Origin of the sequence: Nocardia brasiliensis (assembly GCF_042691675.1) — a bacterium.
GTDB lineage: Bacteria > Actinomycetota > Actinomycetes > Mycobacteriales > Mycobacteriaceae > Nocardia > Nocardia brasiliensis_D.
Window position 1 is genome coordinate 1,285,918 of the sequence record NZ_CP170507.1, and the last position, 13,616, is coordinate 1,299,533.

Below are 13,616 nucleotides of genomic sequence, written 5' to 3' on the forward strand. Positions count from 1 at the left end.
GACCGCAACTTTCGGGTCCAACCTCACAGACTGTTCGCCAGCAGGGCGTACTCGGCAGCCACCTTTTGCCGGATATCGGGTTCCTTGTCGCTGGTCACGACACCCACATACCGCTTGTACGTGACGTAGCACCGGAACCGGTACTCCCGCTCGGGATCTCCCTTGCTGTTGAGCCGCAGGCACTTGGCACCGGGAACGTCCCGCGGCGCGTCGAGCGGATCGTAGTGGGCGCCTTCGTTTTCCATCAGGCCCTCGGCCAGCCGCTGGGCGGCGGCGGTGTCGCGGGTGCGGACGACGTAACTATCGTCGGCGATGGCCTGTCGATCGACGCCCGCGTCCTGGACCAGTCGCAGGTGCGCGGCTTCGTCCTCGGCCCGATGCACCATGTGGTTGGCGCCGAAGATGGCGAAGGTGGCGGCGTCGGGGGTACGGCCCTTGCGGTCGGCGACGGCGACGCGGGCGAGCAGACCCTCGGGATCGACCCTCAGGTCTTCGATCTTGTCCTGCGGCGTCGCCTGGAACTTGTCCAGCTGGGCGAGCTGGGCGGCCAGCGACTTTTCGACCCAGTTCACCAGGTCGGCGCTGTCGGGGTTCGGACGTTGGATGAACAAGGAGATGACGAATTCCTTGTGCGCCATGAAGGTGCCGACGGTGGGAACGCCTGGGCGCCAATGGATATAGGCGTCGGGATACTTGGTCGACGCAAGTTTTTGATTCTCCGCCGAGACGGCGATGTCGACGTCTTCCAGCTCGCGGGCGGCGAGTTTCGCGCTCGCCTGATCGGGGAAGCGGAACAACGCGTTGGTGACCGCGGTGGCGTCGGGTGCCGGGTTGGTTTGGCCGGGCGGATCGGGCTTGTCGGCCCCGCTCGCGGCGTAACCGGTGATCAGCTTGCGGTTGTCGAACACCGACTTGGAGACCTTCGCGACGAAATCGAGGGCGTGCTCGGCACCGGCCACCACGGTGCTGCCGCGGCCGACGGCGAGGGACGGGTCGATCTGCACGGTCGGGACCACCGCGTCGGACATCCGCATGCCCTCGAGTAACGCGGCCTTGTCGCCGGGGTACTGGTCGTACTGGTGCCGGTCGACCGGATAGGTGCCGACTTCGAGTTTGCGTACGTCCACTTCGCCCGCGGTAGCCGTGCCCCGCACGCCGCCACATCCGGTCAGCAGACCGGCCATTGCGATACACGACGCGGCGAACGCGATGCGCGATGCCCGAAACATGACGGCCCTCGTTTCCTCCACCTGCTGTCACCGAAGTTACCGGACGGACGCAGGGGAGGGGGTCGATAGTCGAGGGGATTGCCATACCCTTGTCGGTGTGGCGATTACCCTGCACCGCACCCTCGATAGAGGCCGATACCTTTGATGGATCGGCAGGTCGAGGTGGTCTTCGGTACTCATGCGGTGGCGCGGGTCGCGGGGGCGGTCGTGGTTGTCGGGCATCGCGGGCGGGATCGGCCGACACCGGATTCACCTGCCGTGCTGGCGTTGGAATCGCTGGCCGAATTGATTCGCGAGGCGACCGAGCACGAGCCGAACGGGCCGGGGGCCCTGGTGGCGCGGGAGGCCACGCGATGGTTGATGAAGCACGCCGAGCAGATCAGTCCGGGCGAGCCGATCGACTTCGGAATTCTTTCCGCCGCGGAAAACGGTGGGGTGGCGATATTTCTGCACGGTGCGGTGACGGCGGTGCTGGCCGGGGACGGGCCGGTCGAGCGTTATCGGGGCAGTGACGCGGCGTTCACCGTCGACCGGGTGGCGAGCGTGCCGTCGCGTGCGGTCGCGTTGTTCGTCGACGACGCGACGGGCCGCATCCCCGAACTACCCGCGGAGCGCGGCATCGGCTGGCTGGTCGAAGGCATCGCGCAGGCGGGTGGCGCGATCGTCTGGTCCGACGGCGCACGCACCCGGGCACCGGCGGGCGGCGCCGTACGCGGCGGGACGCACCGGCGCGACGACGAGGCGCCGGTGCCGACCGCGCGCATCGACCACGATCCGCCGCCGGAACAGCAGCCGCACATCGGAAGTCGGGCCGCGACCGCGGCGCACGGTCCGGCGACGGCGCAGGACCCGCAGCACGCGCCAACCCAAGTGAGCGGCACCACCCCGGCCCCGCCGCCGGACCCGGACCTGCAGCGCCGGTTGGAAGCGACGGCGAAGGCCACGGCGCTCACCGTCAAGGTGATGGGATTCAAGTGCGCCCGAGCGCATCCCAGCGATCCACGCTCGGCCTTCTGCACGGTATGCGGCATGCCGGTGGACCAGACCCAGCCGCTGATCGAGGTGGTCCGCCCACCGCTCGGCACGTTGATCCTCGACGACGGCATGACCTACGTGCTCGCCGCGGACGCCGTGATCGGCCGCGACCCAGAACATTCCGATGCCGCGCAGCGCGGTCTCGTCCCGCTGCGGGTGGACGACTCTTCCGGCGGCATGTCCCGGGCCCACGCCGAGATCCACCTGTTGAATTGGGATGTGACAGTGGTGGATCGGGGCTCGACCAACGGCACCCGCACTCGACTGCCCGGCTACCGTGACTGGATTCGCCTGGCCCCCAACCAATCCATGGTTCTGGTCCCGGGCACCGAGATCATGCTCGGCAATCGCGTGCTCCGCTTCGAACACGCGGCCCCGCCACCGTTCGGCCGCTGAACCCGTTGCGGCTCAGGAATACCGCGACATACAGGTGTTCTCGCCGTGCAATACGCCCGCCCGGAACGCGTCCACCCTGGCGAAGCCGCTCGGAACGGTCTGGCCCGCCGCATCGCTGGCCGCCAGTCCGTCGGTGAGCAACCCGGACACCGCTTCGTCCAGATCGCCTGCGGCAAGACCGATATCGCCTTGCGAGGCGGGCCGGTTCGGCGTTGCGAGCTTGCCGGTGACCACGCCGGACAGGCAGGCCGCCCGCAGCCCGGCCTTGGGTCCGAGGAGTTGCTGGCCGTGGTTCTGCTGCACCGCGAGGGTGTAGCGGGAAATGAAGACGACATAGCCGTTGTAATCGCCGGTCACCTTCAACGGCAGCGGATCGTCGACATCCCAGTTGGAGGCACCGCGCTCGGCGAGGGCGGGAATGTCGGTGCCGATGGTGTTCTTGTCGGGGCAATAGCTGACCGGCTCGGTGCCGACGCCGCTGCGACAGGCGACCTCGGCGCCGGAGTAGTCGTAGGTCGGCAAGGGCTTGGTGGGCAGCAGCGCGGCGAGGGCCTTGCTGAGCTCGATCAGGTTTTCCTTGGTGATCGCGTATTCGCCCCGGCCTGGGTCGCCGGTGAAATCCTTCGGCAGATTGCCGCGCCGCTGATTGACCTCATCGATATCGATGCGCTTGCAACCCTTCGGGCCGTCGGTGAAGCCGACCTGCACCGCGGTGACCCGCTCGAAGGCGGAGCCGTGCACGCTTTCCGGATCGTCGGGGTCGGAATCGCGGATGGCCACCGTGGCCGCGAGGACGGTATTGAGGCCCTCGGAGGTGTTGATGGTGAAGTGCTTGGACTTGCCCTCGGCGACCGAGCGCATGAACGCGCCGGCGAAGCAATCGGCCTGCTGCTCCTTGACGATCACCGGATCCTTGGCGCCGACGAGCTTGGCCATGGTTTGCACCGCGTGCCCGTATTCGTGCGCGAGCACCATGACCACCGCCATTTTGCCGAAGGTTTTCGACATGGCGGGCAGCAGCACGGACCGGTCCCAGCCGATGGAGTTGTCCAATCGGCAGTAGGCGGCGTTCACCAGGTGAAAGGTGGTCTCCTTACAGAATTCGAGCGCCTCGCTGCGCGGTGCCTCGGCGCTCCAGGAGACGAGTTTTTCGACCGGCTGGAAATCGCCGCTCTGGAATTCCTTGCCGAATTCGCTGCGCCAATAGGTTTGGATGTCGTCGACGGCATTGAGCGCCAAGGTGTCCTCGGGGCCGCCGTCCCCATTGATGGCGGTGAGCGAACTGTCCTGGACACCCTCGCGCGGTCCGCTCGGGCCGCTGGTGGTGGGCAGGCCGGCCACCTTGAACGGGTCGTCGTAGATCGAGACGGCCCGACCGTCCACCAGCCGGGTACACCCCGCGACCAGCAACGCAACGATCAGCGCGGCGGTAATGATCGCCGTCGCACGGGCTTTCGGCAAGGCTCCCCCTCGTGGTCTCCCGGGTCTGCTGCACCAATTAGTTTGACCGGCTCGGTGTTCGGCGCTTCCGTTGCGGTGTGTTCTTTGTCCTCAATGGGGGCCTCCCGGGCAGGGGCGACCTGATAGGCCGGTATCGCGTTCACATCGGTCGCCGGATCGGGGCAAAAGGCGCGTCGGGGGCACCGCCGATGTCCGGGTGATGGAATAGTATCGCCCGCATGTCTTCACCGGGGGCGCAGACCATCACCGTGCGCCATGATGGAAACGAACGAGTCTTCGATTCGAGCCAGCAGGTCACCATGGGTCGTGCGCCGGAGGTGACGCTGTTCGTCGACAGCCCGCTCGTATCCCGGGTCCATGCGACGCTCGCTTGGCAGGGTAGCGCATGGGTGCTCAGCGATAACGGGAGCACCAACGGCGTGTTCGTGGACGCGCGCCGACTGGCCCAACCGGTGTCCATCGACCGGCCGACGCAGGTGCGGCTCGGCGACGCGATCAGCGGACCGCTACTACATCTGTTGCCCGCCAATCCGCAACCCCCGCAGCGCCCTTCGATGCGGCCGCCGCAGCAGGCGATGGCGGTTCAGCCGCCGATCGCGGGGCCGCGGCCCGGCCAGCAGTTCCAGCGCCCGGCGTACCCGCCGCCGCAGGATGTGGCGCCGCAGATCAACATCAACATGACCACCCGGGCCGACACCTCGAGCACGCCGCCGGTGCGCGCCAGGGCCTCGACCGCGCCGATCGCCAGGGCCGACCGGTTGCCCGCGGGCGGCCTGGCGATCGGCCGCACCAGCGACAATCAGATCGTCGTCAACGATCCGCTGGCCTCGCGCAAGCACGCGCGCCTCGTCGCCGCCACCGAGGGGCTGACCATCGAGGACCTCGGCTCCGCGAACGGCACCTTCGTCAACGGCCATCGCCAGCAGCGGGCGGTGCTGCGCGAACGCGACATCATCACGATCGGCAATATCGACTTCGTCGTCCAGCAAGGCACTTTGGTGCTGCGGCAGAAGCCGGTGGCCGAGCAGGGCCTGGCGGTGCACGGGGTCGGGTTCACCGTCGAGGGCAACAAACAGCTGCTCGTCGATGTCAACATGCAGGCCAGCCGGGGCACGCTGACCGCGCTGATCGGTCCGTCCGGTGCGGGCAAGTCGACGCTGTCCCGGTTGATCGCGGGCACCACCCGGCCGTCCGGCGGCGTGGTCACCTTCGAGGGCCGCAATCTGCACGCCGAGTACGAGGCGTTGCGCTCCCGGATCGGCATGGTGCCGCAGGACGACGTGCTGCACCGGCAGCTCACCGTGCGTCAGGCGCTCGGCTACGCGGCCGAGCTGCGACTGCCGCCGGACAACAGCAAGGCCGACCGGCAGGCGGTGATCGACGGTGTGCTGAAAGAACTTTCCCTCACCGAGCACGCGGACACCAGGGTGGACCGGCTCTCCGGCGGTCAGCGCAAGCGGGCCTCGGTGGCGCTCGAGCTGCTGACCGGTCCGTCGCTGCTGATCCTGGACGAGCCGACCTCCGGTCTCGATCCGGCGCTGGACCGGCAGGTGATGGTGATGCTGCGGGAACTGGCCGACGCGGGCCGGGTGGTAATCGTGGTGACCCACTCGGTCGCGCATTTGGACATGTGTGACCAGGTGCTGTTGCTCGCGCCCGGCGGCAAGACCGCCTACTGCGGCAATCCGGCCGGTGTCGGCGCCGCACTCGGCACCAGCGACTGGGCCGAGATCTTCGCCGACGTCGCCGCCAATCCGGATCAGGCGTTCGCCGCCTATCGATCGAGGCAGGCGTTCGCGCCGCCCCCGCCACCTCCGCCGCCGCAGCAATACGGCCCGGCGGGCTCGCCACCGCAATCCAGTGGCGGCAAACAGTTCTCGACGCTGTCCCGCAGGCAGGTCCGGCTGATCCTGGCAGACCGCGGCTACCTCTCGTTCCTCATCGTGATGCCGTTCATTCTCGGCGCGCTGTCCCTGGTCGTGCCTGGTAAGGACGGTTTCCAGCGGGGCGCGTTGAAGGCGTTGCCGGACGGCACCTTTGTGCCGACGGGTGGCGGGGAGACCCAGCAGCTGCTGGTGGTCCTGATCCTCGGCGCCTGCTTCATGGGCTCCACGCTCACCGTGCGCGACCTGGTCGGCGAGCGCACCATTTTCCAGCGGGAACGCGCGGTCGGGCTGCTGCCGTCGGCGTATCTGCTGGCGAAGATCGCGGTGTTCAGCATTACCGCGCTGCTGCAGTCGGCGGTGCTGGTCGGCATCGTGCTCGCGGGCAAGAAGCGGCCGGGCGAGGGTGCGGTGCTGGCCTCCGGCAGCGCGGAGCTGTACATCGACATCGCGTTGACCGCGGTGTGCTGCGTCGTTGTCGGCCTGCTGCTTTCGTCGCTGGCGAAGTCGAACGAGCAGGTGATGCCATTGCTCGTGGTCGCCATCATGTGCCAGCTGGTGATGGCGGGCGGGTTGATCCCGGTCACCGGCCGGGTGGTGCTCGAGCAGGTGTCCTGGTTGTTCCCGGCGCGCTGGGGTTATGCGGCCGGGGCGTCGACGGTGAACATTCGTGAAGTGTTCCTCAACGCGCAGCCGGATACGTTGTGGCAGCACACGCCGGGCATCTGGGCCTTGGATATCGGGATGCTGCTGTTGATCACCCTGGTGCTCGCCATCATCACCTGGCGGCGGTTGCGACTGAAGAAGTCGGTCGCGTGATGCGGCTCGGCGGGTCGCCATTTTCCGGCTACTACCGGGGGCTCCGGACAACAACAAGCATCTCGGCCGCGCACCAGGCACACTTATGCCTGTGACGGTGCGAGTAGGGGCAGTACATCTCGGTTGGGATGTGGTGTCCGTGGCGGCGGGTGGTGGAGGCACACCCATCCGCCCGGTTCAGGTGGAGGGCATGTGGACGCCGCCGGCGTACCTGCTGGCGGATTCGTCGGGTCGGTTGCATACCGCGGGCGTGGACCGGCAGCGACCGGACCTGGGCATGGCGATCGCCGATGTGCGCGACATCCTCGGCCACCCACAGATCGTGGTGGCCGGGGCGACCTGGCCTGCCGAATTGGTGTTCCGGGCGCGGATGTACAACCCGCTCGCGGCGATCGGCAAGCATCTGCGCGGCAAGCCGGACCTGGTGGCGCTGCCGTTCCCGGACGGCTGGCCGGACGAGAAGGTCGAGGTGTACGCCGCGCTGGTGGAACAGCTCGACGTGACCGTCGAGCCGCTGCCGGAGAGCGTCGCGTTGTCGGGGTATGTGCGTGCGCTGGGGTTGGTCCATCCGCCGGATCAGGCCAGACCGCACGGCATCGGCGCTACGGGGGTCTATTCCGATGGTCGAACTGTGCTGGTGGTCGCGGTGCACGGCGACGACGAACAGCCGACCGAGTCGGTCGATGTGCCGGTGACCGTGGAGTCGATGCGGGATGCCCGGTCGGCGGACAACGTGGTGATCGAGGTGATGGCCGCGGCCCGCTCGATCGGTGCGGACACCTCGACGGTGCTGCTGTCGGGCAATGTGTGCTTCAACGACGCGCTGCGGCTGGCCTTCCAGAACCATCTCGGCCACCGGTTGCAGGTCGCCGATCATCCGATGCACGCACTCGTGCTCGGAGCGGCACACCTGCTGGTGACCGATACCGAATCGAGCGAGCCGGAACCCGCCGGTCGGCACGCCGAGCCCGCGCAACCGCGTGTCGATCCCACGCAATATCAGGATCCCGGGCCGCAGTATCGCGACCCGGCCGGGCACTACCGGGCGGAATCCGCACCACCGCAGGCGGCTCCCGGGCAACGTCAGGCCGGTGCCGCGCATCGGCAGGCCGAATCGGCACAGCGCCAAGCGGAGTCTTCTCAGCGCCGAACGGACCTCCCTCAACCCCATATGGATGCGTCGCGGGCAGTGCCACCCGTGCAGTACGGGCCTGGCTATCCGACGCAGGCCGAGGAGCAGACCACCAGGATCACCCACGACGAGGTGCCGCGCGGGCTGCCACCGAATCTCGCCGAGCTGGGTAGCCGGTTCACCCGGCCACCGGGTCAGCCCGCCGGCGACCAGGGTGCTCGGCCGCCGGTCGGTCCCGGTGGTCCGCCGCAGGGTGGTCCACTGCCCGGCCCGGTGCCGCCCGGCGCGCGGACGTATCAAGCCCCGCAGTCCGATCCCGAGCCGGGCCGCCACGGGCAATGGCGGGAACCCGGCGCCGAGTCGGACGAGGACGAGGACCGGCCGCGCAAGGGCAAATTATGGAACAAGATGAAGGACAATCTGTTCGGCGCGCACACGGTTGTCGGCGCGATGGCGCTGGCCGCGGTCGCGCTGCCGACCGGCGGTGATCGGGTCGAGCTGACCGCGGCCGAGGTGGCGCTGACGGCCGCACCGGGACCGTCCGCCTCGACTGCGGAACCGGTCGCGTGCCCGCTGACGCCATACGTGACCAACGAGGTCCGGCCGGGCATCTCGTCGGCGCGCGGACACGCGCCGGGCGGTGCGCGAAACGACCGCGGGATCATCGACCCGGACTGCGGGCAACCGGGCATCGACACGCTGCGCTATCTGCTGCCCGGCCCACGCGGTGCCATCGATCCGGGGCCACCGATCGAGATCTGAGGCGATTTCGGTTCGCCCATTGCGGACTGGTATCGTGGCTCGTTGGCGTGCGGATGACCGGGCAACCGGTTGTGCAATCGAACCCCGGGTCTCCACCGGCCGCCGGGAGCTTCGACCACATGCCTGGCCGGCAACACCGACGACAGACAGGGAAGCACTGTGCCTACGTACAGCCCCAAGGCGGGTGACGTGACCCGTAAGTGGTACGTCATCGACGCCACTGACGTAGTCCTCGGCCGTCTCGCCGTTCAAGCAGCGAACCTGCTGCGCGGCAAGACCAAGCCGACCTACGCACCGAACTTCGATGGTGGCGACTTCGTCATCATCATCAACGCCGACAAGGTTGCCATCAGCGGCAACAAGAAGGCGGACAAGCTGATCCACCACCACAGCGGGCACCCGGGCGGCCTCAAGTCGCGCACTGTCGGTCAGGTGTTGGAGAGCCGTCCGGACCGGCTCGTGGAGAAGGCCGTCAAGGGCATGATCCCGAAGAACAAGCTCGGCAACGCGATCGCGGGCAAGCTGAAGGTCTACGCAGGCCCGAACCACCCGCACGCCGCTCAGCAGCCCATCCCGTTCGAGATCAAGCAGGTGGCCCAGTGACCGCTCCCGAGGAATTCAACTCCGAAGCCGTCGTCGAGGAATTCGACGTCGCCGAGGTTGTCGAGGACGGCGAAGGCTACGAAGAGGCCGAGGTCGCCGCTGAGACCTTCGCCCCCGTCCTGATCGACCGCCCGGTGCAGACCGTCGGCCGTCGTAAGGAAGCCGTCGTCCGCGTGCGCATGGTGCCGGGCTCCGGCAACTTCGTGCTCAACGGCCGCACCATCGAGGACTACTTCCCGAACAAGGTGCACCAGCAGCTGGTCAAGTCGCCGCTGGTGACCGTCGAGCGGGCCGAGTCATTCGACATCGTCGCCCTGCTGCACGGCGGCGGCCCGTCGGGTCAGGCGGGCGCCCTGCGTCTGGCCATCGCCCGCGCGCTGATCGAGGTCACTCCCGACGACCGCCCCGCCCTGAAGCGGGCCGGCTTCCTGACGCGTGACCCGCGTGCCGTCGAGCGTAAGAAGTACGGCCTGAAGAAGGCCCGTAAGGCGCCGCAGTACTCGAAGCGCTGATTTTGGCATCGTCGACCGCCGCGATCCGGCACCCTGGAGGTGCCGGGGCCAGCGGTGGTGTCGGGCTCGGAGGCGCCAGCTCGCGTAACCACGCAGAGCTCGGCGCCACCGCTGAATCCAACACTGTACGGTCGGCGCGGCAGCTATCCGAGAGCAGGCTTCCAGCAACGGCTGGTCGCCTGCTCTCGCGCTGTATCCACCGATGAGGGGCTGAGGTATGGAACGTTTGTTCGGCACCGACGGAATCCGCGGGCTTGCCAACGAGTCATTGAGTCCGGAACTGGCGCTACGGGTTTCGGGTGCGGCCGCACAGATCTTGAGTAGCGGCAAGGAGCGTCCCCTCGCGGTCGTCGGCCGCGATCCGCGGGCCAGTGGCGAGATGCTCGAGGCCGCGGTGACCGCGGGGCTGACCGCGGCCGGGGTGAACGTGCTGCAGGTCGGTGTACTGCCGACCCCCGCCGTCGCCTACCTCACCGGGCTCTACGACGCCTGCTTCGGCGTGATGATCTCCGCCTCGCATAATCCCATGCCGGACAACGGCATCAAGATCTTCGCCGCGGGCGGGCACAAACTCGACGACGCCATCGAAGACCGCATCGAGGCGCTGATCGCCGAGGACGTGCCGCTGCGACCGACCGGCGCGAGCATCGGGCGGGTCGTCAACGCGTCCGGCGCGCGGGACCACGGGCTCGTCATTCCGGACCAGTACAGCGTCGCGGGCACCCATGAGCGGTACGTCGAGCACCTGGTGGAGGCCACCGGGCAGGACCTGTCCGGGCTGACCGTGGTGCTCGACTGCGCGCACGGCGCGGCCGCCGAGGTCGGGCCCGCCGCCTTCCGCGAGGCGGGTGCCACGGTGATCGCCATCAATGCCGAGCCGGACGGCCTCAACATCAATGATGGTTGCGGCTCAACGCATTTGGATCAGGTGCAGCGGGCGGTGCGGGAGCACGGCGCGGATCTCGGGCTCGCCCTGGACGGCGACGCCGACCGGTGTCTCGCGGTCGATGCCGACGGCAAGATCGTCGACGGTGACGTCATCCTGGCGATCCTCGCCCTCGATCTGCACGAGGCGGGCGAACTGGCGAAGAACACCGTGGTCGGCACCGTGATGAGCAACCTCGGCCTGCATATCGCCATGCGCGAAGCCGGAATCGCGTTGCGCACCACCGCCGTCGGCGACCGCTACGTGCTGGAGGAAATCCGCCGCGGCGGCTTCACGCTGGGCGGTGAACAGTCCGGGCACGTCATCTTCCCGAAGTTCGGCACCACCGGCGACGGCATCCTCACCGGCTTGAAACTGATGGCCCGGATGTCGCGGACTCGGCGTACGCTCGCCGATCTGGGCGCGGTAATGCGAACCGTGCCACAGGTTTTGGTGAATGTGCCGGTCAGTGACAAAGCCTTGGTCGCCGCGGCGCCGGAGGTTCGCGATGCCGTCCTGGAAGCCGAACGCATTCTCGGTGACTCTGGCCGAGTTCTATTGCGCCCCAGTGGTACCGAACAGTTGGTCCGCGTGATGGTCGAGGCGACCGATCCCGCGCAGGCGCGCCAGCTCGCCGACGATCTCGCCAAGCGCGTCGCCTCGGTCTGATCGGCGCCAGGCCGGCTGACTGTGGCCGACGCCGAGCAGGACGTGCCGTTCGTCAGGTGGTTTCGGTGAGCTTGCCGAAATCCATGTGCCAGCGACGAGTGGCCTGGACGGTGTCGAGCATGCGGCGGTCGTGGGTGACCAGCAGCAGTGTGCCGGTGAAGGATTCGACGGCCTGCTCGAGTTGTTCGATGGCGGGCAGGTCGAGATGGTTGGTCGGCTCGTCGAGGACGAGCAGGTTCACGCCGCGAGCCTGGAGCAGGGCGAGGGCGGCGCGGGTGCGTTCGCCAGGGGACAGAGTTTCGCAGGCGCGCAACGCATGCGAGCCGCGCAGCCCGAACTTGGCGAGCAGGGTGCGCACTTCGGCGTCCGGCCAGTCCGGCAGCTGCGCGCCGAATGTGTCGGCCAGCGACGTGGTTCCGCGGAACAAGCCGCGGGCCTGATCGACCTCGCCGATCTCGACGCCGGAGCCGAGCATGGCGGTTCCGGTGTCCGGCTGGAGCTTTCCGAGCAGCAGCGCGAGCAGCGTCGATTTGCCGGAGCCGTTCGCACCGGTCAACACGATCCGGTCGGCATAGTCGACCTGGATGGTGACCGGGCCGAGGGTGAAATCACCCCGCGTGACAGTGGCATCGGACAGCGTGGCCACCACCGATCCGCTGCGCGACGCGGCACCGATGGTCATCCGCAGCTCCCACTCCTTGCGCGGCTCTTCGACCACGTCCAGGCGTTCGATGCGCCGTTGCGTCTGGCGGGCCTTGGCGGCCTGCTTCTCGGTGGATTCGGCGCGCATCTTGCGGCCCGCCTTGTCCGAGTCGACCTTCTTCGGGTCGCGCGCCTTACGGCGGGCGTTGCGCACACCGTGTTCGAGCCAGTTGCGCTGCATCTGCGCCCGCGCCTCCAGGCCCGCCTTGGTGTCGGCGAACTCCTCGTAGGCTTCGCGCGCGTGCTGGCGGGCGATTTCGCGTTCCATCAGATACGCCTCGTAGCCGCCGTCGTAGGTGCCGACCTGCTGCTGTGCCAGGTCCAGCTCGACGATGCGATTCACGGTGCGGGCCAGGAACTCTCGGTCATGGCTGATCACCACCAGCGGCACCCGGACGCCGGTGACGAACTGCTCCAGCCGGGCCAGGCCGTCCAGGTCCAGATCGTTGGTCGGTTCGTCCAGCAGGAGGATGTCGAAGCGGGACAACAACACCGACGCCAGTCCCGCCCGTGCCGCCTGGCCGCCGGACAGGCCGGTCATCGGGGTGTCGAGGCCGTTCGGCAGGCTGTCGAGCAGGCCGAGATCGGCCGCCGTCTGTTCGGCTCGCTGGTCCAGGTCCGCGCCGCCGAGTGCTAACCAACGCTCCAGTGCCGGTGAATAATCGTCGTCGTTGCCGTCCGCGAGGCGCTCCGCCGCGGCATCCATTGCCCGCTGGGCGGCGGCCACACCCGTTCGGCGACCGAGGAATTCGAGTACCGTCTCGCCGGGCACCCGCTCGGGTTCCTGTGCCAGGTAGCCGATGGTGGCATCGGGTGGGCTCAGCGTGATGCCGCCGGTCGGTGTGCGTCGGTCGGCGAGCATGCGCAGCAGTGTCGACTTGCCCGCGCCGTTCGCGCCGACCAGGCCGATCACGTCACCCGGGGCGAGGGTGAGATCCAGGTCGGTGAACAGGGTGCGTTCGCCGTGCCCTGCGGACAGGCCGCGCGCATGCAAAGTAGTGCTCACTGTCCCAAGTGTGCCGTGTTCAGGAGCGCGCCCCGCACCCGGTCGGCGTCCGGCGAGCGTTCTCGGGGTTGCACCCTGAGCCGGGGCCCGGGGAAATCAGGGTCGAGATCGGTCGCCGGAGCGATGCGCCGCCGGGCCCGGATCGGCACAGTGGAGTTCGAAGAGATCATCACAAGAGAGGGAAGACCATGACCGCACCCACCCGCCGTTTCGCCCGCTCCACCCACGACAAGTGGATCGCCGGAGTCTGTGGCGGCATCGCCGAATACCTCGGCTGGAACGCCAATGTCGTCCGCCTGCTTTTCGTGGTTTCCTGCCTGCTGCCCGGGCCGCAGTTCATCCTGTACCTGGTGCTGTGGTTGCTCATGCCGAAGAAGTGAGGCCAAGGGGGCTGCGTAGTGCACCTGGGGATGTCAGGATGGAGCGAAAGGGTTTGTTCGCGCGTCCACGCACGAACGGCACCACGAGTCCTGCTGAGGAGG

10 protein-coding genes are annotated in these 13,616 nt (G+C 68.2%); 7 read left to right on the forward strand and 3 right to left on the reverse strand.

All coding sequences use genetic code 11. The features are described from left to right. Positions 1-23 precede the first annotated feature (23 nt). Entirely contained in the window at positions 24-1,229 is a 1,206-nt protein-coding gene (locus tag ACFK0J_RS05995) for a hypothetical protein (RefSeq protein ID WP_378737300.1), read from the reverse strand. Positions 1,230-1,373: 144 nt separating this feature from the next. On the opposite strand from ACFK0J_RS05995, the gene ACFK0J_RS06000 reads away from it, so the two are divergent. Continuing rightward, a complete protein-coding gene (locus ACFK0J_RS06000; protein WP_378737302.1) occupies positions 1,374-2,660 on the forward strand; it encodes an FHA domain-containing protein in 1,287 nt (428 codons plus the stop codon). A 12-nt stretch (positions 2,661-2,672) separates the two neighbouring features. On the opposite strand, the gene ACFK0J_RS06005 is transcribed toward ACFK0J_RS06000, so the two are convergent. Beyond that, a complete protein-coding gene (locus tag ACFK0J_RS06005) occupies positions 2,673-4,121 on the reverse strand; it encodes a metallopeptidase (protein ID WP_378737304.1) in 1,449 nt (482 codons plus the stop codon). 218 nt (positions 4,122-4,339) lie between these two features. Here ACFK0J_RS06005 and ACFK0J_RS06010 point away from each other — a divergent pair, with 218 nt between their 5' ends. From ACFK0J_RS06010 to glmM, 5 genes are all read left to right on the forward strand, one after another. Next, complete coding sequence (locus ACFK0J_RS06010) at positions 4,340-6,823, forward strand: FHA domain-containing protein (RefSeq protein ID WP_378737306.1); 2,484 nt, start codon at positions 4,340-4,342, stop codon at positions 6,821-6,823. 85 nt (positions 6,824-6,908) lie between these two features. After that, a complete protein-coding gene (locus tag ACFK0J_RS06015; RefSeq protein WP_378737308.1) occupies positions 6,909-8,717 on the forward strand; it encodes a hypothetical protein in 1,809 nt (602 codons plus the stop codon). Between the two features lie 159 nt (positions 8,718-8,876). Next, on the forward strand, positions 8,877-9,320 hold the full coding sequence (gene rplM, locus ACFK0J_RS06020) for a 50S ribosomal protein L13 (protein ID WP_218474021.1): 444 nt from the start codon (positions 8,877-8,879) through the stop codon (positions 9,318-9,320). Beyond that, positions 9,317-9,832 carry a 30S ribosomal protein S9 gene (rpsI, locus tag ACFK0J_RS06025; protein ID WP_378737311.1) on the forward strand — a complete coding sequence of 172 codons (516 nt, stop codon included), beginning with the start codon at positions 9,317-9,319 and terminating at the stop codon, positions 9,830-9,832. Before rplM ends, rpsI begins: the two co-directional genes overlap by 4 nt. A 217-nt stretch (positions 9,833-10,049) precedes the next feature. Then, the gene (gene glmM, locus ACFK0J_RS06030; protein ID WP_378737313.1) at positions 10,050-11,426 is read left to right on the forward strand and encodes a phosphoglucosamine mutase; all 1,377 of its coding nucleotides are present in this window, start codon (positions 10,050-10,052) and stop codon (positions 11,424-11,426) included. A gap of 52 nt (positions 11,427-11,478) precedes the next feature. On the opposite strand, the gene ACFK0J_RS06035 is transcribed toward glmM, so the two are convergent. After that, a complete protein-coding gene (locus tag ACFK0J_RS06035) occupies positions 11,479-13,134 on the reverse strand; it encodes an ABC-F family ATP-binding cassette domain-containing protein (RefSeq protein ID WP_378737315.1) in 1,656 nt (551 codons plus the stop codon). 188 nt (positions 13,135-13,322) lie between these two features. Between ACFK0J_RS06035 and ACFK0J_RS06040 the strand changes: the two genes are divergently transcribed. Continuing rightward, positions 13,323-13,514, forward strand: a complete 192-nt coding sequence (locus ACFK0J_RS06040; protein ID WP_218474029.1) for a PspC domain-containing protein — start codon at positions 13,323-13,325, stop codon at positions 13,512-13,514. Positions 13,515-13,616 lie beyond the last annotated feature (102 nt).

Coding starts and splice junctions, on each gene's coding strand:
- ACFK0J_RS06015 (WP_378737308.1), top strand. CDS start 6,909: ATGCCTGTGACGGTGCGAGTAGGGGCAGTACATCTCGGTTGGGATGTG.
- ACFK0J_RS06010 (WP_378737306.1), top strand. CDS start 4,340: ATGTCTTCACCGGGGGCGCAGACCATCACCGTGCGCCATGATGGAAAC.
- glmM (WP_378737313.1), top strand. CDS start 10,050: ATGGAACGTTTGTTCGGCACCGACGGAATCCGCGGGCTTGCCAACGAG.
- ACFK0J_RS06000 (WP_378737302.1), top strand. CDS start 1,374: ATGGATCGGCAGGTCGAGGTGGTCTTCGGTACTCATGCGGTGGCGCGG.
- ACFK0J_RS05995 (WP_378737300.1), bottom strand. CDS start 1,229: ATGTTTCGGGCATCGCGCATCGCGTTCGCCGCGTCGTGTATCGCAATG.
- ACFK0J_RS06040 (WP_218474029.1), top strand. CDS start 13,323: ATGACCGCACCCACCCGCCGTTTCGCCCGCTCCACCCACGACAAGTGG.